The 23,876-nt window shown below is 31.3% G+C and carries 18 protein-coding genes and 1 pseudogene; 18 read left to right on the top strand and 1 reads right to left on the bottom strand.

Features of this window, described 5'->3' with window-relative positions; genetic code table 11:
• Positions 1-95: 95 nt before the first annotated feature.
• The 17 genes and pseudogenes from C1I91_RS19170 to C1I91_RS19090 all read left to right on the top strand — a co-directional run bounded on the left by C1I91_RS19170 (position 96) and on the right by C1I91_RS19090 (position 21,920).
• Complete coding sequence (locus C1I91_RS19170) at positions 96-710, top strand: DUF4194 domain-containing protein (protein ID WP_338032562.1); 615 nt, start codon at positions 96-98, stop codon at positions 708-710.
• Positions 679-3,915 (top strand): ATP-binding protein, encoded by a 3,237-nt coding sequence (locus tag C1I91_RS19165; protein ID WP_128214314.1) that lies wholly within the window; start codon positions 679-681, stop codon positions 3,913-3,915. The genes C1I91_RS19170 and C1I91_RS19165 overlap by 32 nt, the downstream gene beginning before the upstream one ends.
• Positions 3,902-5,119, top strand: coding sequence for a Wadjet anti-phage system protein JetD domain-containing protein (locus C1I91_RS19160; RefSeq protein ID WP_128214313.1), 1,218 nt, complete (start codon positions 3,902-3,904; stop codon positions 5,117-5,119). The genes C1I91_RS19165 and C1I91_RS19160 overlap by 14 nt, the downstream gene beginning before the upstream one ends.
• Before the next feature lie 326 nt (positions 5,120-5,445).
• The gene (locus C1I91_RS19155; protein WP_238475840.1) at positions 5,446-8,712 is read left to right on the top strand and encodes an SNF2 helicase associated domain-containing protein; all 3,267 of its coding nucleotides are present in this window, start codon (positions 5,446-5,448) and stop codon (positions 8,710-8,712) included.
• A 321-nt stretch (positions 8,713-9,033) separates the two neighbouring features.
• Entirely contained in the window at positions 9,034-9,597 is a 564-nt protein-coding gene (locus C1I91_RS19150) for a hypothetical protein (RefSeq protein ID WP_128214311.1), read from the top strand.
• 65 nt (positions 9,598-9,662) lie between these two features.
• A complete protein-coding gene (locus C1I91_RS19145; RefSeq protein ID WP_128214310.1) occupies positions 9,663-10,190 on the top strand; it encodes a metallophosphoesterase in 528 nt (175 codons plus the stop codon).
• A gap of 298 nt (positions 10,191-10,488) precedes the next feature.
• Positions 10,489-10,659, top strand: coding sequence for a hypothetical protein (locus C1I91_RS28325; protein ID WP_164880590.1), 171 nt, complete (start codon positions 10,489-10,491; stop codon positions 10,657-10,659).
• Between the two features lie 698 nt (positions 10,660-11,357).
• The gene (locus C1I91_RS19140; protein ID WP_128214309.1) at positions 11,358-12,248 is read left to right on the top strand and encodes an HNH endonuclease; all 891 of its coding nucleotides are present in this window, start codon (positions 11,358-11,360) and stop codon (positions 12,246-12,248) included.
• Positions 12,249-12,420: 172 nt separating this feature from the next.
• Positions 12,421-13,173 (top strand): NERD domain-containing protein, encoded by a 753-nt coding sequence (locus C1I91_RS19135; protein WP_128214308.1) that lies wholly within the window; start codon positions 12,421-12,423, stop codon positions 13,171-13,173.
• Positions 13,174-13,644: 471 nt separating this feature from the next.
• Complete coding sequence (locus C1I91_RS19130) at positions 13,645-14,358, top strand: PadR family transcriptional regulator (RefSeq protein ID WP_128214307.1); 714 nt, start codon at positions 13,645-13,647, stop codon at positions 14,356-14,358.
• 105 nt (positions 14,359-14,463) lie between these two features.
• Positions 14,464-15,210, top strand: coding sequence for an ABC transporter ATP-binding protein (locus C1I91_RS19125; RefSeq protein ID WP_128214306.1), 747 nt, complete (start codon positions 14,464-14,466; stop codon positions 15,208-15,210).
• A gap of 11 nt (positions 15,211-15,221) precedes the next feature.
• Complete coding sequence (locus C1I91_RS19120; RefSeq protein ID WP_128214305.1) at positions 15,222-15,968, top strand: ABC transporter permease; 747 nt, start codon at positions 15,222-15,224, stop codon at positions 15,966-15,968.
• The gene (locus tag C1I91_RS19115) at positions 15,968-16,987 is read left to right on the top strand and encodes an ABC transporter permease (RefSeq protein ID WP_128214304.1); all 1,020 of its coding nucleotides are present in this window, start codon (positions 15,968-15,970) and stop codon (positions 16,985-16,987) included. Before C1I91_RS19120 ends, C1I91_RS19115 begins: the two co-directional genes overlap by 1 nt.
• Positions 16,988-17,690: 703 nt before the next feature.
• Positions 17,691-18,572: an Rpn family recombination-promoting nuclease/putative transposase gene (locus tag C1I91_RS19110; protein WP_128214303.1), complete on the top strand. Its 882-nt coding sequence runs from the start codon at positions 17,691-17,693 to the stop codon at positions 18,570-18,572.
• 545 nt (positions 18,573-19,117) lie between these two features.
• Positions 19,118-20,528: pseudogene (gene ltrA / locus C1I91_RS19100) on the top strand (group II intron reverse transcriptase/maturase).
• A gap of 174 nt (positions 20,529-20,702) precedes the next feature.
• Complete coding sequence (locus C1I91_RS19095) at positions 20,703-21,125, top strand: YhfM domain-containing protein (protein WP_128214302.1); 423 nt, start codon at positions 20,703-20,705, stop codon at positions 21,123-21,125.
• A gap of 225 nt (positions 21,126-21,350) precedes the next feature.
• Positions 21,351-21,920 carry a non-canonical purine NTP pyrophosphatase gene (locus C1I91_RS19090; protein WP_128214301.1) on the top strand — a complete coding sequence of 190 codons (570 nt, stop codon included), beginning with the start codon at positions 21,351-21,353 and terminating at the stop codon, positions 21,918-21,920.
• Positions 21,921-21,948: 28 nt separating this feature from the next.
• Here C1I91_RS19090 and C1I91_RS19085 read toward each other — a convergent pair.
• Positions 21,949-22,997, bottom strand: a protein-coding gene (locus tag C1I91_RS19085; protein WP_128216045.1) for an IS630 family transposase whose coding sequence is annotated in 2 segments (ribosomal slippage) — positions 21,949-22,673 and positions 22,673-22,997 — 1,050 coding nt in all. Because the reading frame shifts where the segments join, the coding sequence is not laid out codon by codon here.
• A 385-nt stretch (positions 22,998-23,382) separates the two neighbouring features.
• Between C1I91_RS19085 and C1I91_RS19080 the strand changes: the two genes are divergently transcribed.
• Complete coding sequence (locus C1I91_RS19080) at positions 23,383-23,670, top strand: hypothetical protein (RefSeq protein ID WP_128214300.1); 288 nt, start codon at positions 23,383-23,385, stop codon at positions 23,668-23,670.
• Positions 23,671-23,876 lie beyond the last annotated feature (206 nt).

Here is a 23,876-nt window from a genome sequence, read left to right as displayed (position 1 = left end):
AAAAGATTAATAATCTTTTAGTGCTTATAAGGAATACAGGAGGCTAAAAGATTAATAATCTTTTAGTGCTTATAAGGAATACAGGAGGGATGACTTTGGAGTTTTTAAGTAAATTATCGGCTAGGGAAATGGAAGAATTTAAAAAGATAAGCAATAAGCTGCTTAGTATTTGTTTTCTTTGCAAAAAGAATGAGGCAAATAAAAATGACTATTATTTTATACTTAGACATAAGGAAGAGTTTAATAGCTATTTTAAAATATTAGGCTTTCAGATAGAAATCAATGAGGAATATGGTGTAGCTCAGTTAGTAAATACTTTGAATTTTAATAGAATCCAGCTAAAGCTTTTTGATTCCATAATTCTTTTACTACTAAGAGTGCTTTTTGATGAGAAAATTAGAGAGTTATCTCTGACAAATGATGTAGTAGTGACCGTTGGGGAAATACAGGAGAAGTTTATGGCACTAAAAATAAGGGATAAACTTATTGATAAGACTACATTGAATAACTCCCTTAAGCTTTTTAAAAGGTTTAACATAATAAATAATTTGGATAGGGACCTTACCAATGAAGATTCAAGGATTATTATATATCATTCCATATTAATGGCTTTGAGAGTAGATGATATTAAGGCGGTTTACGACAAGATAAATATTTATAAGAAAGGTGGTGAAGCTGTTGAAGAAGTTGAAGAGGATGAGACTTATTAATTGGCATCGTTTTTTAAATGAAACTATTGAAATAAACAATTCTGTACTTTTGTCAGGTGAAAATGGAGCAGGTAAGTCAACTATTCTTGATGCTATTCAACTTGTTCTTACTTGCTCAAAGAACAATTTTAACAAGGCAGCCAACGAAAACGGAAAAAGAACCTTAGCAGGTTATGTAAGATGTAAAACAGGTAAGGAGAGTAAGCCCTATGAGAGAGAGGGGCAAGTTACAGCGCATATTGCTTTGGAGTTTTACGAGGCGGAAAAAAATAGAACCTTCCTTGTAGGTGCAGTAATAGACTCTGCATCAGAAACCAAAGAGAAGACTGTGTGGTATAGAATAGAAAATCAAGGTATAAAGGACGAGTTGTTTTTACAAGGAAATAAACCTAAGAATATAGATTTATTTAGAAATACAAACAAGAAGGTGCAGACCTTTAATCAAACTGATGCGAAGAAGGATTTCAAAAACCGTTTTGGACGTCTTGAAGATAAGTTCTTTGAACTTGTACCTAAAGCACTGGCCTTTAAACCTATCGATGATATTAAGGACTTTGTATATTCCTACGTATTAGATAAAAAAGAAGTTAATATTGAAGTATTGAAGGAAAATGTTAGAAGCTACCAAGAACTAGAGAAGATGCTGAGTATCATAAAAATTAAGATACAAAAGCTAGAGGCTATTAGTGAATGTTATGATAAGATAGTTAATTACGAAGAAAGAGAAAAGGTTTATGACTATATTATTAAAAGATCTGATGTAGATATATCTAAAGAAAACATAGCAAGGTTTGAATTTAGTATCAAGAAGCTTAGTGATGAAATAGATGCACTAGAAGCTCAAAGAAACCAGATAAATAATGAAATTTCAGGAAAAAATGATACTAAAGATAAACTTGAGTATGAACTTCTGCATAATGAAGAGTATCTGGCTATAAAAGATTTGGAAAGTAAGATATATTCACTTGAACCTCAGATTAGGGAACTTGAAAAAAAGAAAGTCAGTCTTATGGCAGCGCTAAAGGAGTCTATTAAAAATACAGAATCTCTAGTAGCTATTGAGAAAGACTTCCCATCAGCCATTAGTTATCTCAACTCTGCAAGGCAGGTTATGCAGAATTTTGAAACTTCTACTGTCAGCAGTATAATGGAAACCTTTGTGAAAGATAAGCGTTATAGAAGTGAAGAAGTTTCAAAGAAGGTTTATAAGCATGAAGCTGAAAAAGAAGATTTTGATGTAAGACTTTCACAGGTAAATAAGAAAATAACGGAGCTTGAAAAGAAAAAACTTCAGTATAAACCTGAAATAACAATGCTGTTAGAGGAAATCAAGAAAGCCTTTAATAAGGCAGGAAAAGCTAGCGAACCAAGGATTTTATGTGAGCTTTTGAGGATAACAGATGAACGCTGGAAAAATGCTGTAGAAGGCTATTTAAATACTCAAAGGTTTTATATTATAGTGGAGCCAGAAGATTTTGATCTAGCTTTAAATGTATATGAGAACCTTAGAAAAAATAGAGGTCTGCATTCGGCAGGTTTAATAAATACTAGTAAGTTAGAAGGATACGATAAAAGCAGTAATGATACTTTAGCTTCAGTTGTAACCTCTCAGAGTATATGGGCAAAGAGGTTTGCAAATATGATACTTGGAAAGGTTATGCTTTGCGAAAAGGTGGAAGAATTAAAGCTTTATAAATGCTCTATTACCCCAGGTTGTATGCTTTATCAAAACCATGTGGCAAGAGTAATAGATCCAAAGGTATATAAAACGCCATACATTGGAGAAGATGCTTATAAAATTCAGCTGGAGCAGGCACTAGAGGAAAAAAGTGCTTTGGAACAGCAGAAAAGATCTGTAATAGATAGCTTGAAGGAGCTTAACAAATACAAAGAACTTTTAGGAAGAGATAGAGAAACAGAAATAAAATACAACCTAGAAGTTTTACCAAGACTTAAGACTAATAAGGAACAGCTTGAAAGTCTAAAAGTCAAAAAAACTGAACTTGAAAAAAACAATAACTTTTTTCAAAAGCAAATGGTCATTGAGGGATTAAAAAAAGAAATAGAAAAGCTTGATAAGGAAAAAGAAAATATATTAAGTAAGAAAGGCTCCAACGATAACCAAATAAAAAATGAGGTTAAGGCAAAGGCATTTGAAGAAGAAAGCCTTAAAAGACAAGAGGAAGAACTTAATAATGCGGAGAAGGCTCTTTTAGAAAAGCTTGAAAAAGCACAGAAGGAGTATGAGGGAATTTTTGTTTCCAAAAAGACTGCAAAAAAGATAAAGGAAGATTATGAAGGAACTAAAAAGAGAACAGAGACATTGCGTGGGGATCAAGAGAAAGCCTTGAGAGATATGCAGTATAGATACAAGTCAGAGCATGACTTTGGTGCTGAGGCAACCTATGAAGGTGCAAGACTATTCCTTGAGGAATTAAATAAGCTAAAGAGCTCAGAGCTTTTATCATATGAAGAAAAGGTATATGAGGCAAAAAAGGGAGCAGAACTTGAATTTAAGGAACAATTTTTGTCAAAGCTACAGGAGAATATCAAAAAGGCTCAAGGAGAATTTAAACAGCTAAACAAAGCACTTAAAGATATCAAATTTGGAAGTGAGTCATATGAGTTTAAATACTCAGAAAGCAAGCGCTTCAGTAAATACTACAAAATGATTATGGATGATTTTAATATTGTAGACGGCTATTCCCTTTTGAGTGGGCAGTTTAATGATAGACATAAGGAAGTAATAGATGAGCTTTTTGAAAAACTTACTCTTGATGAAGAGAACAGTTCAAAAACCCTAGAGGAGTTCACGGATTACAGGACCTATATGGATTATGATATACATATTAATCATGGAGATGGTACAGAATCCTATTACTCAAAAGTTGCTAGAGAGAAAAGCGGAGGGGAGACTCAGACACCTTTCTATGTAACTATAGCTGCTTCTTTTGTTCAGCTTTACAGCCAAGGTATTGGCAATGAAAGCATAGGACTGATTCTTTTTGATGAAGCCTTTGACAAGATGGACGATGAGAGAACTACTGGTGTGCTTGAATTTTTAAATAATCTTCCACTTCAGATGATAATAGCTGCGCCGCCAGAGAAAATTCAATACATAGGGCCACAGGTTGATAGCACTCTTCTTGCACTGAAAGAAGATAATATAAGTTATGTAGAGGTTTATTCTTATGAAAAGGTATGATGAACTTCTGATTAACAGACTTCTAGACTCTTATGAAGGCAGCGCTCTATACAGTGAAAGTAATAAAAATAATCAGAGGATTTTCTGTGTTTTTAACAAGAAGAATATGCCGGATTATTTTGATGAAGAGTCTACTATTTACGATGATATAAATCAGATAGCAATGAATCTTCAATATAAAGAATTGATAGAGATTTTTTGGAAAAACCGACGAGAAGGACATATTATTGAAAAAGTTGCACTAAATACCAATAACCTTGATGAAGCATATAACTACGTTAAGAGAAAGAAAAAGAAAGCCTTGGAGGACAAGGTAATTGAGCTACTTTCTAATTTCCCATACCAAGGAGAAACCTTAGCTGAATTTATACAAGCAATGACAGAACGAGTATTGGACAATAAATCTGTAAAGAAGTATTTCCCTCTAAATGACTTGAAATATTTAGAAGAGCTTCTTTTGGCGGTTCAAGCTGTTACCTGCAATGAGGAAGAAATATATTTAAGGGAACTATCTATGAAGGTTTATAAGAATTCCAAAACCTTAGAGGCTATGGAAGGCAAGGTGAAAAATATTATCCTAGAGTTTCATCCTAATAAGGATTACCTATTAGAAGTTGAAGATTTACTTGGTGAGTTCAATATACTTAAGAACCCATCCTATGTAATGTTCAAGGGAAGCGGAAAAATAAGATTTAAGAGTAGTACGATTGATTTAAACGAGCTCGAAAACGGAATAGGAATAAACAGCAGGGATTTGGACGCTTTACACTTTGAAAGCGTCCGCCAGGTTAAAAGGCTCATTACCATAGAAAATCTAACCACTTTCAATAGATTCAAGGACATAGAAGCCATAATCATATATCTAGGTGGTTATCACAATGAAAGTAGAAGAAAACTTCTGATGAAGCTTTATGCTATATATCCAGATATTGAATACTATCATTGGGGGGATATAGACTGTGGAGGGTTTAGGATTTATAAGCATCTTGTTGAAAGAACCGCAGTTCCATTTAAGCCAATGAACATGGGAGCAGATATACTTAAGAAATACAAAAGTTATACTAAACCACTAACCGAAGTAGATAGAAATATCTTATTAAATATGGCAGAAGACATTAATTTTAATATCTTTGGGGACTCCATTGAAATGATGCTTAAGAATGGAAGAAAGCTGGAGCAGGAAATTGTGGGATATGATTTATAGATTTGAACAGATTAAAGAATTAGGGAAAAGAATGCTATCTCTAGTTTTGAAAGTTTAGATATATAAGTTTTTAGGCTATAATAAAATAGATAAATATGCTCTGGAATATAAAGGATAGAATAATGTATGAAAGGCTTACCTTATGGCAATATAAACTTTAAAGAATGCGTAGATTCATACATCTAAATAAGTATATAAAATTAATAAAATAAAAAATAAATTCAAAATATTAAATTAGGTACTTTTATTGTAGGACATTTTAAAGTATCCTCTTTTAGGTACATTTATATAGGAGTAACTTGAAAAAACTGGTGGAGGATTGAATTGTGAGAATAACAGAAGCATTACTAAAAAAATGGACAGATGATATTACCTTTAAAAGAGCAACACAATATTATGAAGGTGATTTTATTGAACCTTTACAAATAAAGCAAACTGAGCTAAAAGGTATTAAAAACTGTAGACAATTAGATATTGTAGGCAATGTGATTTCCTTTAATGGGTTTACTACCAACACCGTTAATATAAGATATGACAGTATATCAAATCAGGTACAGGGAAAATGCAATTGTCAGGAATATGAAGAGTCTGTTGATCGAGGAGATGAAACACTTTGTAAGCATATTGCAGCAGTGCTTTTAAAGTATAGTAAAGAGTACCAATATAATTTAAATGGTGCTCCAAAAAAATCTGATATAGACTCTTTAATTGAAGCTTTCAATGAAGTTTCTGAAATCAGTGAGGATTATAAAAGAGAACTGAATATGGAAATAAAGTTCTTTGAAGCTTTAGATCATGAGAGACCTTATGTTGAACTTAAATTAGGGCTGGAAAAGAATTATGTTGTAAAAAACATGAAGAAGTTCTTAAGTTCCTTAATAAGTGGCGAAGTTGTAGAGTTTGGAAAGGGATTTACCTACGAGCCTAATTTACATAAATTTAATGTAGTAGACGAAAAAATAATGGAATTGTTCATGGAAATAAGAGATATAGAAGGAGATCGTACTAGCTACTATGATTATTACAATTCTTATAACAATCCAATATTTAGTGGAAAGAAGCTTACATTAACAGATAGAATATTATATAAATTTTTTAAATTAGCCAAGGAAAGAACCATTGATATTACGGTAAATGGAACAGAGTACAAGGATGCAAAGATAATAGAAGGCACCATGCCTTTAAAGTTTAGAATGGGTATGAAAAGCGAGATTATAGAGTTAGAGCAGGAAGGTAGTATACCAAAACCTCTAGATAAGGAATGTAGGGTGTTCTGGTATGAAGGAAGCATCTATCTTCCACCGAAGAGTCAGTGTTCCTTATATGTGCCTATCTATAAGCTAATATCAAGTAAAAATAATAAAAAGGCGATTTTTAGTAAGAAGGAAGGAGAAAAGATAGCTTCTTATCTTTTACCTAAGCTAAAAACTGTGGCTAAGGAAGTTGCGTTTGACAAAAATATTAAAGAGAATTTTTATGAAGCACCACTTGTTAGTAAGATTTATCTAGATAAAAAAGATGACATAGTGACTGCATCATTAAAGTTTAACTATGATGAAATAGATATTAATCCATTAGACAAAAGTGGGTCTAAAAACACTGATAAGATATTGATTCGTGATATTAAAAAGGAAGAAAATTGTGAAGGTATACTGAAAAGCTTTGGCTTTGAGGAAGAGCAAAGCAATTATGTGATGAAAAATGAAAATAATATTGTAAGCTTTATTACAGATGGAATATATAAGCTTCAAGAGCTAGGTGAAGTATATTATTCAGAAAGCTTTAAGAACACCAAGGTTTATGGCAAATCAAGCTTAAAAGGTGGAATTAAGCTTAATGAGGATAATATGTTGGAATTTTCCTTTGAGCTTGAAGGGGTTAGTAGAGCAGAGCTTAAAAACATATTCAGTGCCTTGAGAGAAAAGAAAAAGTATTACAAGCTTAAAGAAGGAGGTTTTGTAGCCCTTGAGGATAAATCAATTGAAGCTCTTGGTGAGATGATTAGCTTTTTAGATATAAAAGATAAGGATTTAAGCAAGGAAAAGATACTGCTTTCAAAATATAACGCCTTGTATCTTGATGAAAAAATCAAAGATAAGGAAATGGATTACGTAAAAAGAAGTAAGAACTTTAGAGAACTTACCAATAATATACGAGACGTAAGAGATATGGAATATAATTTGCCTGAGTCACTAGACAGCATTATGCGTAACTACCAGAAAACAGGCTTTAAATGGTTTAAGACCTTAGCAGAATATGGCTTCGGAGGAATACTTGCAGACGAAATGGGGCTTGGAAAAACCCTTCAAACTATAGCGTTTTTGCTATCTGAAAAGGGAAATAAGCAATCTATGGTCATAGCGCCAACTTCCTTAGTATACAATTGGCAAAGTGAGATAGAGAAGTTTGCTCCGGAACTGAAGGTACTAGTAGTAGCTGGCTCTAAGAAGCAGCGTGAAGAGATGATAAGCGATATAAATAATTGTGATGTTGTGATTACTTCCTACCCACTGATACGAAGAGATATAGAAGAGTATAAAGAGATTACTTTTAATTACTGTATTCTAGATGAAGCACAACAAATAAAAAATCCATTTTCTGTGAATGCCACTGCGGTAAAAGAGCTTAAGGCAAAGGGTTATTTTGCACTTACGGGGACACCAATAGAAAATTCTTTAACGGAGCTTTGGTCTATTTTTGATTTTATTATGCCAGGATATTTACTTACCCATGATAAATTCACAAAAAGATATGAAACACCTATAGTGAAAAATGGTGATGTAACTGCTTTAAAGGAATTAAATAAACACATAAATCCCTTTATTTTAAGAAGGTTGAAAAAGGATGTTGTTAAAGAATTACCTCCTAAGATAGAACATAAATTGGTAGTAGAAATGACAGAAGATCAGAAAAAGCTTTATGCTGCATATCTTGATGAAGCTAAAAATGAGATTGATGAAGAAATAAGAGAAAATGGTTTTAATAAGAGTAAGATAAAGATCCTTTCCATATTAACAAGACTTAGACAAATATGCTGTGACCCTTCTGTATTTATAGAAGAATATGAAGGGGATAATGGAAAGATGGAAGCTTTACAAGGAATTTTAGAAGACAGCATTGGCCAAGGGCACAGGATACTTTTATTTTCACAATTTACTTCTGTACTTAAAAATATCAGAACTAGACTAGACAAAAATAATATGAAATACATGTATTTAGACGGAAACACTAAAAGTAAGCTTAGAATGGATATGGTTAAGGAGTTCAATGAAGGAGACGCAGAAGTATTTTTGATCTCTTTAAAAGCTGGAGGGGCAGGGCTTAATTTAACTGGTGCAGATATTGTAATACACTTTGATCCATGGTGGAATCCAGCGGTAGAAGAACAGGCTACAGATAGAGCCCATAGAATTGGCCAGCAAAAAACTGTAGAAGTTATAAAGCTTCTTACAAAGGGCACAATTGAAGAAAAAATATATAATCTACAGGAAAAGAAGAAAGAAATGATTAAAAACGTAATGGATGAGGATATGAATGAAGATAACATCATAACTCAAATGACACAAGAGGATTTGGAGAGTTTGTTTGCATAAATAAACATAAGGTGATAGAAGTAGTAAAAACAGCTGAAAACCGCATGTTTCCTATATATTTATATATTTTTTAATTTTATAATTAAATAGATATTTGATTAAACCCTAAAAACTTCTATAAACGGTTCAAAATAAATTGTGAGGCTACTAGACTTTCATTATTTGTACCACGGAGAAACCGGAGTGCAAATAATTCTCGAAGATATTAATGTGGGTTTATGATAGAAAAGTTACTTCTGGAATTATAGATTGGAATAATCTAAGGAATGATTTTAACAAAGGATATATAATAAAGGATATATAATAAAGGGGATAATGACTATGGGATTGGAAATATTGAAGTTACCTACAACTAAGAAAAATCGAATATATATTGGAATTGAGAGTGAAAGTAAGCTTATACCGGATATTGATATTTTTCCTTTGTACTGTACATGTTGTAATACGGCTCAATCAAAACTATATGAACATTTGGGTTCGAGATACGGGCAGGTTGGTACAGCTATATGCGAAAAGTGTGGTAGAGAGATATATATTACAGATCATGATAATCTTGTGACGTCAATATATATAAATGGTTCACCAAGTAATGAGATTTTCTTTAATGAGTTATACCTATTAGATTGGAAGTTTGTTGATGAGTTTGATAGATTGTCAATAATTAATGTTGTTAAAAAAGTTACAGATGAGCTTAAACAATATGATAGAGAATTCATCACCGTTGATGAGCTTAGAGAGATGATAGAGAATATTACAGATATAAAAACAGATGGGAAAATGAAATTTATTACTGATGAAAGATTTTCAATATTACCAGATGATATAAATAGATGGATTGAGTTGCTATATAGAGCAAAGATAAATATACCGGCAAAAATTGTATGATTAATATATAATAGACCTAGTTTATAGCAGAATATATTCATTTATTTTGAGATGAGGTGTACAATATGTCAGAAGTTTTTATAACAGCAGATACACATTTTGGTGATGGGAATATCATAGCATACGAAAAACGACCATTTTTAAACATTGAGGATATGGATAAGCAAATGATTGCTTCATGGAATAGCATAGTTAAGGAAGATGACATAGTATTTCATCTTGGCGATGTGAGCTCCTATTCATTATCAAAAAATAAAGAGATTATTAATAAGCTAAACGGAAAAAAGATACTGATTATGGGCAATCATGATAATCATCTGACAATAAGTCAGTGGATGGAATGTGGTTTTGATGAAGTATACAAATATCCAATTGTATATAACGAGTTTATTGTAATGCAACATCAGCCCCCACAATATATTAATTCTGCCACCCCATTTTTCTATCTATATGGACATGTCCATGGAACTGAAATGTATCCAACTGTGGCTAAACAATCAGCCTGTGTTAGTGTGGAACGATGGAATTACGCTCCTGTTAAATTTCAGCATATAAAAAAGTGTGTGGAAGAATTAATTAAACAGAATTTCTAAAGAATTTAGAGTACTATTCTTCTTACCATATATATTTGGAATTTTATTAGCAAGCTTCTATAGCTACTCATTGCCGGTTCAGCAAGGTAAAGGTGGAGCATCTGCTATGTACTCCTTAATTATAGGAATAGTTTATCTTATCTTTCAGATCTTGTACTACTTCTTCTATAAGGTTATATATATTAGAAAATTATTTAAGGACTTGAATAGATAAACTGGCTAAGTGTTAATGTTTATTATTTTTAGGCATTGATATATAATAATATATAAATAATCTTTCTTAAAGGAGAAATTTTATATGGAGAATAAAGAGAAGAGTTTATATGATATTTTTTTGAATTATTCATATAGCCAATTAAAAGCCTTATTTAAAGAAGCTAAAACAAAAGAGGAACAAGATTTCTATATGACTTTATGTAATATGGTTCTACAAAAAGAACAGGCAAAGATAATAGGTAAATTTCAATAAAATTAATATATATGGAAATACAGATATGTTTATGGAAAATGGTTACTTGAAAAAATGTAAGATTATGTGGATAGATAATAAAACTCCATTATGGGTAAAAGAAATATTAGAGAAATAGCTAGTAAAAGGCAGTAGGACTTACTAGCTATTTTTAATTTTTAAACGGAAAACTTACAGTCCCATAACTGTAACATATTATATCTAATTTTGAAAAATTGAATTAGTAACAAATATTTAAGTCTATTGAATAAGGTTGAGATAGTAGATTTAGTTACTGTTACCAGAAGCATAAATATAAATATAGATTTTATTAATAACTAATACGTTTTATAGTAAAGCTTTAAGAGTCACTTATGTTTAATCATCGGTGATTATTTTTTGTATGAAGTTACAGAGTTTAGCTAACAAAAATTATAGTATTGCGACAAATGCCGACAAATAAAATAGCGGTGGTATGATAAGATTTTATATTGAAGAACAAAAGCAAAGGTGGGAGTCTAATGGATATAAAGATTTTACAAGTCAAAGATCTTTTATCTATTGATAATTTAATATGTTTATTAAGACACTAAATGGGTGTATATAGACAATGCTAAGTTAAAAAGAATGATTTTTAAAGAGCTGTAGTTAATTTTAAAAGAAAATCTTTATGAATAATTAGTAAGTGGAAAGCTTAAGGATGAGTGGAGGAGACAAGCGTGGTTGAAAAAATATGCGAAATTATTGATGATGAATATTGCTGCGATATTGATATAACAGTAGAGGAATGGAAAGAGCTTTTAGTTAATCCTAAGGTATTTGATGATAAAAGCAAAGAAGCTTTGAAAAAATGGTACATAGAACCTAGGCATTCTGCTACCTGTAGTGCCATTGGAAAAAAGTATAATGAGCATAGTATGAGTGCTAACGGAATAATTAATGGCTTAGCTGGTAGAGTGCAAAAAGAACTGGAGAGATTTGTTGTTAAAGGTGTAGGCGGTATAGCTAAAGGAACAAGATTTATCGTTGTGATGAAAAGCAAACTAATTGAAACAAAACCAAAGGCCTGGGAATGGACGATTAGGGATGAACTTGTACAGGCTATTGAAGAACTCGATATATTTTCTGAGAATTGTTACTCAGACGATGATCTTGTTTCGGATATAGCAAATAGTGATATTATAGAGGGGACTCCATACTTTGAGTACAGTGGTAAGCCGAAAGATAAGAAGCAGCCCGTTTATGTGAAAAATAAATACTCATATCCTAGAAGTCACAGGGTATCACTTAATGCTTTACGACATGCAAATTATAAGTGTGAATTTGATAATAATCATTTGACCTTTACAAGGAGAAATTCAGATTTACAGTATACTGAACCTCATCATTTAATACCGATTAATTATCATAATGATTTTGATGTATCTCTTGATGTTGAAGAGAATATTGTTTCACTATGTTGTAATTGTCATAAACAAATACATTTAGGACAAGACTTTGAAGTTATGCTTGAAAAACTTTATAATGAGAGAAAAGATTTGTTGAAGAAAATTGGCATTGAGATTACATTGGAAGAGTTGATTAAGTTATATAAAAATGATAAATATTAAGACTAAGCAATATAATTTAAGCTTCCATAATGTGATTGAATAAGTAAAAGCATTAAGGGCTGTGTAGACTAAAGATAATTTTTATTTTAGGTGATCACAATGGAAACTATAACAATAAATTGGCATGGACCATTTAACTTTGAATATATAGAAGTGAGAGGATAATTTACATATGATTGACTTAATATTTGAACTATGGTATTTGTGGGCTTTAATGATTTTAGCAGGAATATTGAGCCTATTTGGACCTAAAATTAAAGGCTTTTTTGGTGAAAAATCTGTAGCATTTCTCTTGTCAAGCTTAGATGAGAGTAAATATAAAGTTATTAATAATATAATGCTGAAGGTAGGAAACAAAACAACTCAAATAGATCATCTTATAATATCAAATTACGGTGTTTTTGTTATAGAAACAAAGAACTATAAGGGATGGATTACTGGAAATGAGTTTGATGATAAATGGAGACAAACAATATATAAACGAAAAGAATTCTTACATAACCCAATAAAACAGAATTATGGGCATGTGCAAGCTTTAAAGGAGACTTTAACTGAATTTAAGGAGGTTAATTACATTCCAATTGTAACATTTACTACAAAAGCAGATTTAAAAGTAAAGACAAAAACGCCAGTTGTATATACCATTAACTTACCTAAAACTATAAAAGCATATAAAGATGAAACTATAACAAATGCAATGAAAGAGCAAATATACAATAAACTTATTGGCTTAAACGTGGACAGTCAAGAAAACAGAAAAGCGCATGTACAGGCCATTCATAAAAATGTAAGCGAAAATAAAAGTAAAGTCAATAAAGATATATGCCCAAAATGTGGCTCGCAGTTAGTGGTTAGAAACGGAAAGTATGGCAAGTTTAAGGGGTGCAGTAGTTACCCTAAATGTAGATTTACTTCAGAAGTTTAAATAAACTGTCGGTTACATAATATAAATGAGATATAGGGTTTTTAAGTAGGTATATTTTATAGCATAAATAAAATTGTTTGTTCTTCAAGAAATTTTGATATAATATAATTAATAAAAGCTTAGTGCGTCAACACTAAGCCAATCCATAGAACACTTATTTTGTTTAAGGGCTATTGGATGAATTTAATTTAACACTTAATTCTAGAGAAAAGCACTAATCTTTGGCGGATGGGTGCTTTTTCTCTTTGCTATCAATTTCTATGTGTAAACCAAGAAATTTTATCTTGAGTATAAGCTTAGAGATAAAAAGATTATTCTTAGATATTAGAAAATGAGCTGTAACAGCATAAAATAAAGAGGTCAATCACTTGTAAATAAATAGTATTGACATAATACAATATATGGTATATCATCATACTAAAGGTTGAATATACAATGTTTAGTATGGATAGATTGGAGCTAAAGTAAAACATGGTTAAAATACTGATTTTATATTATTTAAATATTAAAGCTACTCACGGTTATGAAATCCAAAAATTTATACAGGCTAGTGGTTTTGATACCTGGGCAAATATTAAAGCAGGCTCAATTTACTATGCTTTAAGTAAAATGGAGAAAGATGGCGAGATTGAGCTGGTAAGAGAAGAAACAAGAGGGTCAAGAGTAAGAAGAATTTACAAAGTTACTGAATTAGGAATAGTTGAACTTAAGAAATCTATAGAAAAAGAGTTAGATAAGTCATTAATTCCTTTGAATAGTGATAAGTTCATTCTTCCTATCACCTTTAATAAACTTGATAAGGAAGTTGCTATCAGGATAATTGAAGAACGTATAAAAGAGTTGAATAAAACCCTAGAATATTGGAATTTTTGGAGAAATAGAAAAATCGATTCTAAAAGTCCTCAGGTTGAAATGATCTCTTTTGATATGACAATATCTAATTATCAGTATGAGCTAAAATGGTATAAAGCTCTAATTGAAGAATTTGATATGTATTGTGAACTTAGTGAAAAGAATGAAGAGATGATTAGAAACTTTGATTTTAGTGAGATTGATGAAAAAGAGATGAATGATATCGATATAGAGAAAGCTAGTGTAAATCAATTAAAGGAAATGATATTAAACAACTCAGATTTATCTAAGGCTGCTTTGGAGAAGCTGATATCAGTGCTTGGAAATAAATAATATATAATCAATAGTACTTAAATTTAGCAATGATAGATCATTGCTAAATTTAAAGGTTGAATACTCAATGTTGTATATAAAATGTTTATTATAGGAGGGCTAATAATGGAAAGTGTATTACAGGTAAAAGAGATAAGAAAGAATTATGGAGGGAAAGAGGTGGTAAAAGGGATAACCTTTAATATTGAATATAAGCAAATCATTGGCTTTTTAGGACCTAATGGAGCTGGTAAAAGTACTACCATAAATATGATTTCTACAATACTTGATATGGATAAAGGTTCTGTTTTATTTCGAAACAAGGATATAAAAGAAAATGAGGAAGTTTTTAAAAAAGAATTAGGCTTAGTGCCACAAGATATAGCACTTTTTTCAGATCTTTCAGCTTATGATAATGTCAAATTCTTTGGCTCTTTGTATGGTTTGAAAGGAAATGAATTAAAAGAGCGAGTTAAGGAGGCTTTGGAATGCGTAAGTCTTTGGGATAAAAGAAAAGACTACCCAGATTCATTCTCAGGAGGGATGAAAAGAAGACTTAATATAGCATGCTCAATAGTGCATAGACCTAAATTACTAATTATGGATGAACCTACCGTAGGAATAGATCCTCAATCCAGAAATAATATACTGGAAGTAACTAAAAAGCTTAAAGATGAAGGAACGACTATAATATATATTTCTCACTATATGGAGGAAGTAGAAGCTATTTGTACGAGGTTAATATTCGTTGATGAAGGTAAAATCATAGAGCAAGGAGATAAAGAAGTAATAAAGGAAAAATATAAGAAACAAGGATTTAACAATCTGGAAGAAATCTTCTTGTACCTAACTGGTAAAGAATTAAGGGATTAAGAGGTGAAAAGATGAATGGATTTAGCGTATTATTTAGTATAGGAATGAGAAAAAGGATAAAGGACTCTTTTTTAATTGGCTATGGAACTATATTTCCTTTAGTTTTAATAGCAATACTAGGATATATGGCCTCCAATTATTTTTCTGGAGATAAAGGAATAACCTCATATTATTATTACAGCATGGTAACAATTCCATTTTGTACTTTTCTAGGATCAGTTACTCTTGTGTATGTTACACGTGAGGAAAGCATGCAAAAATGTGGAGAAAGGTTTATAATAGCGCCAATTAGTAAGGCAGCTATTGTATTATCTAAGATTGTATCATCAACACTTGTTATAATGGTATACAATTTCATATTAATGCTTATATGCAAATTTGCTTTTGGAGTAAATTATGATGGTAGGTTTTTGGAAGTTTTTATTCTGTTTTCTCTATTAGGTTTAATGTCATGTGCTATTGGGACTTTCATAGGTGTAAGCACAAAAGATTTTATGCAGGTAAAAAACTTCATTAGTACTCCCATATTGATTATGGCAGTTTTAGGGGGAACTTTCTTCCCAATAGGGTCCCTAGGCAGGGGCATAGAAATCATAAGTTATATTTCACCATTAACATGGATTAATAAAGGAATATTTCTTATGATTAATGATAATACTATGAAAGTTTATTTTATAGCATTAATAATAACGCTAGCTTCAGGGATTATCTTCTCCTTTGGAGCTATAAAAAGATTTAGAAAGGAGGCATTTCTATAATGGGTATATTTTTAGTGACAAGAAATGAGCTAATTAGGAGTTTCAAGTATAAGAAGAAATTAGTCCTAACATTCTTAGTACCAGTATTTGCTGTTATTGTTGCTATTGGGGTTAATAGTCTAATGAATCCCTCAATTAATATTGGAATTATTGATAACGGATCAGGACAGGTCTATCAGCAGTTTAAAGATAAGACGAATTCTATAAGTGGTCTTAATATAAAATATGCAAATAAAGGTAGTATTAATACGGACATGATACTGGGTAAATATGCTGTTGTAATTGAACTTAACAAAGATCAATCTTTTGTGGTAACTTGCTTGGATAGTAAGTTTCAAGAAAATGTTAATGAAATCATGAAGAACTATTTTACTACAGGAGAGGTAAAGGGCTTTGAGGATATCTTAACAAAAATGGAGAGTGACAGTATGACTGCAGCCCAAAGAGGAGGAGGGTTCATACTATTAACCTTAATAATAACTTGTACCTTAGCGGCATGTAATATAATAAGGGATCAACAAGAGGGAACGTTGAGAAGATTTTTAATATCTCCAAACAAACCAGTTATTTATATACTTGGAACATTTCTATATAACTTTTTAAGTACAATCGTACAGATAGTAGTTTCTGTAGGGGTACTAAGCATGTTACCTATAGACATTGGAGTTAATTCAATGCAGTTGCTTCTAATTGGATTGATAATAGCTGTTGTTGCTTCAAGCTTAAGTTGTTTGATTGTCAATCTGTGTAAGACAGAATTGCAAGCAAGTATTATTGCATCTGTTGTTGCTTTAATAATGTCATTGTTAGGAGGATCATTCCTACCATTAAATAAAATGCCAACAGTATTGAAGTATATTAGTAATTCAACAATAACAAAGTGGGTTATTATGTTTATTGGAAAAATACAGGAGGGAGTAGTTAGTACTGCTACAATTGCACCAATTTGGATCATCTTAGGTTTATCAATATTAATGGTGATAGTAGCCTGTAAGCTAGGAGAAAGAAAATTTGCTTAGTTAAATGGAAGACATAAGAAAGATATAAATAATGAAAGAAAGTCCTGTGTATAACATTTCTTAATTAAATGCAAAACTTGAGATGATAAAAGACCTTCAAACCCGCATTTTATCAATAAATTCTTAACAAGTTAAAAATATTTATTTTTAACAATATAACTTCTTTACTTTTTAAGAAGTTAAAATGCATTGAATTTAAAGTAATCAAATCTTTAAACTTTGTTGTAGGTAGTAGGACAACAGTGATGCGTAGGAAATGCCTTAGAATTGAAGCTTCTCTCTATATATAGTTTTACGATAAACGTCTCTAACTACCTTGTATATATATTTTTAACTCCCTATTGCTATGTATTAAATAAATGTTGTTATACTTTTGATATACAAGTTCTATAGGGAACATGTACAAAACTTAATTTATACATGTTCTATAATAGTGCTTTTTGACGATTATCGGTTATGTATAAATTAATATTTGAAGTTGGTACTCTAGATATATAAAACTACTGAAATTATTAAGAGAGAAGTCACCCACATTTATTTAATACATTGGTATATGCTACTTTCAACTAATATGAGTATTATGGTATATAAATGGAAGATATGTCTAAATAAAATCAAACCCTATAGTTCAAGAAAAGTAGGTTTATTAAATATCATACGTGGTATATAATTAAAGTAAAAGAATTTACGGAGGTGCAATCTTATGCTTAAAGGACTATTAGACCCAAAGGTAGATTTTGTATTCAAAAACATATTTGGTTCAGACAAAAATCCAGAGATACTTATATCCTTCTTAAATGCGATTTTAAAGCCCAAAGATAAGATTACAGCAGTAGAGATAAAGGGAAATGATATAGAAAAGCAATTTATCGAAGATAAGTACTCTAGATTAGATGTTAAAGCAACTACTAGCAACAATGAAATAGTTAACATAGAAATACAGCTTAAGAATGAATATAATATGGTAAAAAGGAGTCTATATTATCTAAGTAAGATGCAGGAAGCGCAACTGGCTGAAGGAGAAGCCTACTCTAACTTATGCAGGACAATATGTATAAATATATTAAACTTCAAGTATTTAAATACAGAAAGCTTTCACACTGGCTATAGGCTAAAGGAAATAGAAACTAACGAAGAACTTACAGATATAATCGAGATGCATTTTATAGAGATTCCAAAGCTCAAAGATAATACCGATGAGAAGGATATGTTAGTAGCATGGACGGAATTCTTAAAAAATCCTGAAAGTGAAAAGGTAAGAAGCTTAGAACTCACAGTGGAAGAGATAAGGCAGGCAAAAGATAAGCTGATAAAGATGAGCAATGACTCAGTGCAAAGAGAAATATATGAGATGAGAGCAAAAATACTAAAAGATAAGGTTAGTGCCCTTAATAAAGCTAAAGAGGAAGGTATACAGCAAGGGCTAGAGCAAGGTATACAGCAAGGAATAAAGAAAGGCCTTGAGCAAGGTGAGAAAAACAAAGCTATAGCAATCGCTAAAAATCTATTAGATGTTTTGGATGATGAAACCATTTCATTAAAAACCGGTTTGCTAATAGAAGAGGTTGAAAAGCTCAGAAAATAATAAATAGCACAATAGTTTAATTGAGTCTGTTTTATGTAGAATAGCAAATAGTTATCGTAGAAGAATGGGGAAATATACACTGTAAAGAAATTGCATTAGATTTATTCTAGTGTAATTTTTTATTGTGTGCCCAGCATGGGCAACAACTTGGCGGTGAAAGTCCGCTGTGGGCTTGATAGTGGGAACCACTAGCTAAGGGCAAGGGTGTCCATCGTGAGGTGGAATCTGAAGGAAGCTTAAGGCAAAGTCTCGGTCTGAGGGATACGAACTACATACAAGGCTTACTAGGAACGGACGAGTTTGCAATACAAAACGAAGTCCTACACTATCCCAATTCCTAGGAGTAAATGTAGCAGATATATGAGATGAAGGTTGTTGTTCTTACCTGGGGAGGTCTGATAGATACATCGCTAACAAAGATGAATTTCTAAGCGGTAACCTACATAGCGATATGTAACTGAACTATCAGAAGTCAGCAGAAGTCATAGTAACTCCGCTAATCGCGATAGCGGATGAAGGACTGAACTTTAAGGAGGTTTTCAAGTTTGAAAGTTTCGCAGAATACTCAAAGATTGCAGAAAACTAAATATTTAGGCTCTAGTGCCCAAGATAGAGTGGAACTCGAAGATAAGCAAAGAGTGCATAGAGAATTCTCGGCAACTCCAAAGGAGAAAATCAGTGGATTTGAATATGGCTCACTAGAAAGGATATTATCCAAGGATAATATGAACTTGGCTCTTAAAAGAGTAATTTCTAATAAAGGTAGCCACGGCGTGGACGGAATGACAGTTTATGAACTTAAACAATTTTTGAAAACAAACTGGATATCTATTAGAGAAAGTATTCTTAATGGTGAGTATAGACCAATGCCAGTTAGAAGAGTAGAAATTCCAAAACCTAATGGTGGAACTAGGCTCTTAGGGTATACCTACAGTTTTGGATAGACTTATCCAACAAGCTATTGCTCAAGAATTAAATAGTATTTATGATAGAAGATTCTCTGAAAGTAGCTTTGGCTTCCGCCCTCAAAGAGGAGCTAAAGATGCAATTAAGAAAGCAGAACAGTATATCAATGATGGCTATAGGTGGGTTGTTGATATGGACTTAGAGAAATTCTTTGATAAGGTTAACCATGATATCTTAATGCATAAATTATCAAGAAGCATTAAGGATAAGAGAGTATTATCCCTAATAAGGAAATATCTTCAGTCAGGAATAATGATAAATGGTGTAGTGGTCAGAAATGAAGAAGGAACTCCACAAGGAGGACCGTTGAGTCCACTATTATCTAACATAATGCTAGATGAACTAGATAAAGAGTTAGAAATGAGAGGTCATAAATTTTGTCGCTACGCGGACGACTGTAATATCTATGTTAAAAGTGAGAGAGCTGGGAAAAGAGTAATGGCAAATATAACAAATTTCATTGAAGGCAAACTCAAATTGAAGGTGAACAGAGATAAAAGTGCAGTAGATAGACCTTGGAAGAGAAAGTTTCTAGGATTCACGCTAAACCTAATGTTTGGTAAAGCATACTCATCTATATCAAAGCAATCGTTAAAGAGATACAAAGATAAAATCAGAGAAGTCCTATCTAGATCAAAACCGATAACTTTGGAACAAAGAATAGAAAAATTGAACCAAATTAATATTGGTTGGATTAACTATTATGGAATAGCCAAATGCAAAGGAATAGTGGAGCATTTAGATATTTGGATAAGGAAAAGATTAAGAATGTGTATATGGAAACAGTGGAAGAAAGTTAGAACTAGATATAAAAACCTTAAGAAGCTGGGACTTGAACACTACCAAGCTATAAAGTTTGCCAATACCCGCAAAGGATACTGGCGAGTAGCAAATAGTGCAATATTAAACACAACTCTTACAAATAAATTCTTCTCGGACTTAGGCTTAAAAAGCCTAACGCGTCAATATATTAAAATTCATTCAACTTAAAGAACCGCCGTGTACCAGACCGGTATGCACGGTGGTGTGAGAGGACGCTGAATAAAATAATTATTCAGCTCCTACTCGATTCTGAACTAATAGTTTACTAAGTAAAAATTGATCCTAAGTTAATCTTAAATGTAGGTTAAAAGCGTGGTACATCTTTAATAGAAAGGAGTTTATATGAAACTTTTATTGAAAAATAAAATCTTTATAACAATAATTTCAATTGGTATAGTTCTAGCGGTTTGTATAATATTTTATCAATACAAGGATAATGAAAGTTATAGAAGTAGTGAAGTTTCAAACCTAATAATAAATAAATTAGCACAAAATTCACCTAAAACTATAATCAATACTTGGAACTTTAAGGATAAGAAACACATAGCTAGATTTATAAATGCATTTAACTCTAAGAAAAGGTTAAATGTGAAAATTGATATTAGAACGCCAGACTACTCAGTAACTATAGTGCTTACTAACAATCATAAAGAAAACTATAATCTATGGCTCGATGATACTAGTGAAGGTATTATTATGAATGATAATAAGGTGTGGAAGCTATCGAAAAGTTCAACTGAATCAATACGAAAGCTATTAAAGTAGTATTAGATAGATTAGAGAAATATATGGGGAATTATTTTCATATAAAGGCTATGTTTAATTTCAACACAGTACTTTAACAGAACCTATATAAATTATTTTGATTCATAATTACTGGGATTATAATCCATATATTATGTATAATAAGAAGATAAAGTAGTGAATAACTTTAAATTATGAAGAGCTAAACTAAAGGTTATATTAAGAAAAACAGAAAGGAGCATATAATTGGATAATACATTAATTTACGTTACAGGTAACAGTGTTAAATTTGAGGTTGCTTTAAATGCTTTTAATAATACTGGTGTAAATATCATTCAAATGAAATTGGATACACCTGAAATTCAGAGCAAAAGTGTACAAGAAGTAGCAATGTATTCTGCTCGTTGGGCCAGTAGGCAAACAAGTAAATCTGTTATTGTAACAGATGCTGGATTTTATATAGAGGCACTAAAGGGTTTTCCAGGTCCTTTCATCAAGTACGTAAATGAATGGCTCTCTGCTGATGATTTTATAAACTTAGTAAAAGGTAAAAGTGATCGTTCTATCTTCATTCAGGATTGTTTAGCATACTGCCATCCAGATTCAGAACCTATTACTTTCACTGGAACATATAGGGGAAGATTGGCTACTCAACCAAGTCGTAATCAGGGGACTTCAATAGAAAAAGTTTTTATTCCAGAAGGGTTTGATCTACCTATTTCTGATATACCACCTGAAGAAATGATTTCTTACTGGAGTAATGGTGAGATAATGAGCAAATTTAAGGACTACATTATTAAAAATCAAATAATATAAATTTAATATATAAGTTCTAATAAGGTTTCTACATTCTAACGCATAGCCTGTCTATTGTTGCTGTAGGAACCTTATTTATTGTTCTAATGAAATTTTGTATTGAATCCTTAACACGATTCACACTCTTAAAGAACACATTATTCACTACAGATGATTTTAACCATCCCCATAACCCCTCAATTAGATTTAGTTCTGGACTATATGGTGGTAAAAACATTAATTCAAGTCTATCCTTCATTTCTTCCAAAAACGGTTGTATCAACTTAGCATGATGAATCCTAGCATTGTCAAGAACAATCACTATTTTACCCTTCGGGTATTGCGAAAGCACCTTCTTTAAAAACTCAAGAAATACTACAGCATCATATTTATCATGTTCTTCACAATAGACATGACCGGTTTCATAATCTAATATTCCTATTAATTTTACGCCTGCATTCTTTCCATAAGTAGGTATCTTTCGTTGTTGACCTTTTACAAACCATGTCTTTTGAATAGCCTGATAATCTCTTATCATTGATTCATCTTGAAATAATATAGTATCAACTAAGCCATCAAGGTGTTTTTTTAGAGTTTCAAAATCTGTTTTAAAAACTTCTTGTTTTTCCTTATCAGCCTTTTTAAGTACGTATGTTGGTCTTGTATAACTCAAATTTAGCCTATGAAGTATAACTGCCATGCTGCTATGTTTTATAATAATTTTAAAGTTAAGCATAACCCATTGACATATTAACTTAATTGTCCAGTTTTTATTGCTTCAAAGCCTACTTCGTCAGGCGTGTTATTTGTTATTACATAAATAAGTTCTTGTTCTTGCTCAGGGCTTAATTTTCTAGGGGCACCAGATGGTTTCTTCATAGCAAGACCTTCTAACCCATTGACTTTATACTTTTTAATATAGCTACCAACAGCATGCTCTTCTAACCCTTCCATTTCTGCAATTACTTTATTCTGAAAGCCTTGAAAATGCTTTAAAACTACAGAGTATCGTTTATACATTCTTATATTTTTAGTTTTTTTCATTGCCGCTTGTAATTCCAATATTGCTTTATTATTATATTCAACTGTATTCTTCATCACATTATTCATTTGAATCACCTCACAAAATAAATATATATTTATTTTGTGTATTCTTAGCAAATAGTATAAACGGAAATTAAATGGTAATGAATTTTATTAAATAGAACTTATATAATATAAATTAAATGACTAATATAAATTGGCATATCTAGTAGAACTAATCATAAAAGTAGACAACTCGTATTGTCTACTTTTATTTATCAAATTTATCAATATCGGTTTAGAATAGACTTTTATTTAAAAGAATCCACACAGTAAATAAGCACCTGAATTGCAATGTACATTGTGTTTTGATATATATTTATTGCAAAACGATAAACGATGTTGTATGCTTTAATTATATACAATAAAAATATTAGCTTAAATTAAGGTGGGAGTGGAGATGAAAGCTTTGTTAAAACTATTTGGTCAAATCGTATCAATCATTTCTATATGTATATTTTTCTTTTTTGCAAACCTGTGGGTTGCTAACGACCGATTATTGCATGAAACAAAAGGATTCATAATATGGGGACTATCTATAATTATTGGTGGCTCTGTTGCGCTGATTATGAAGAAACATAATATTTCTAATTTACTTTCAAAGATAACACTTATTGTAAGTGTACTATCTATATTTTTATTGATTTTAACAGGGCTTATCTATTCCATTGTATCTTCAATGATATAAAATAAATTAATATAATATTATTTTAAATCGAGTCGGTTTTGAGTTCCTTAAAAATAGTAGATTATCAATACTATTCTTAAACATAGCCAATATCTTAGATCTATAATCTAGGATAATACAGTATAATTCATACTAAACAAGCTATCTTTAAGTATGGTTTTCATTTCTACAGTTATAAAGAAAATAGCCACCCACATTTATTAAAT

The organism is Clostridium manihotivorum (assembly GCF_004015185.1).
Lineage (GTDB): Bacteria > Bacillota > Clostridia > Clostridiales > Clostridiaceae > Clostridium_AR > Clostridium_AR manihotivorum.
Note: the sequence above shows the minus strand (reverse complement) of the source record. Positions and strands in the feature narration are given on the sequence as shown.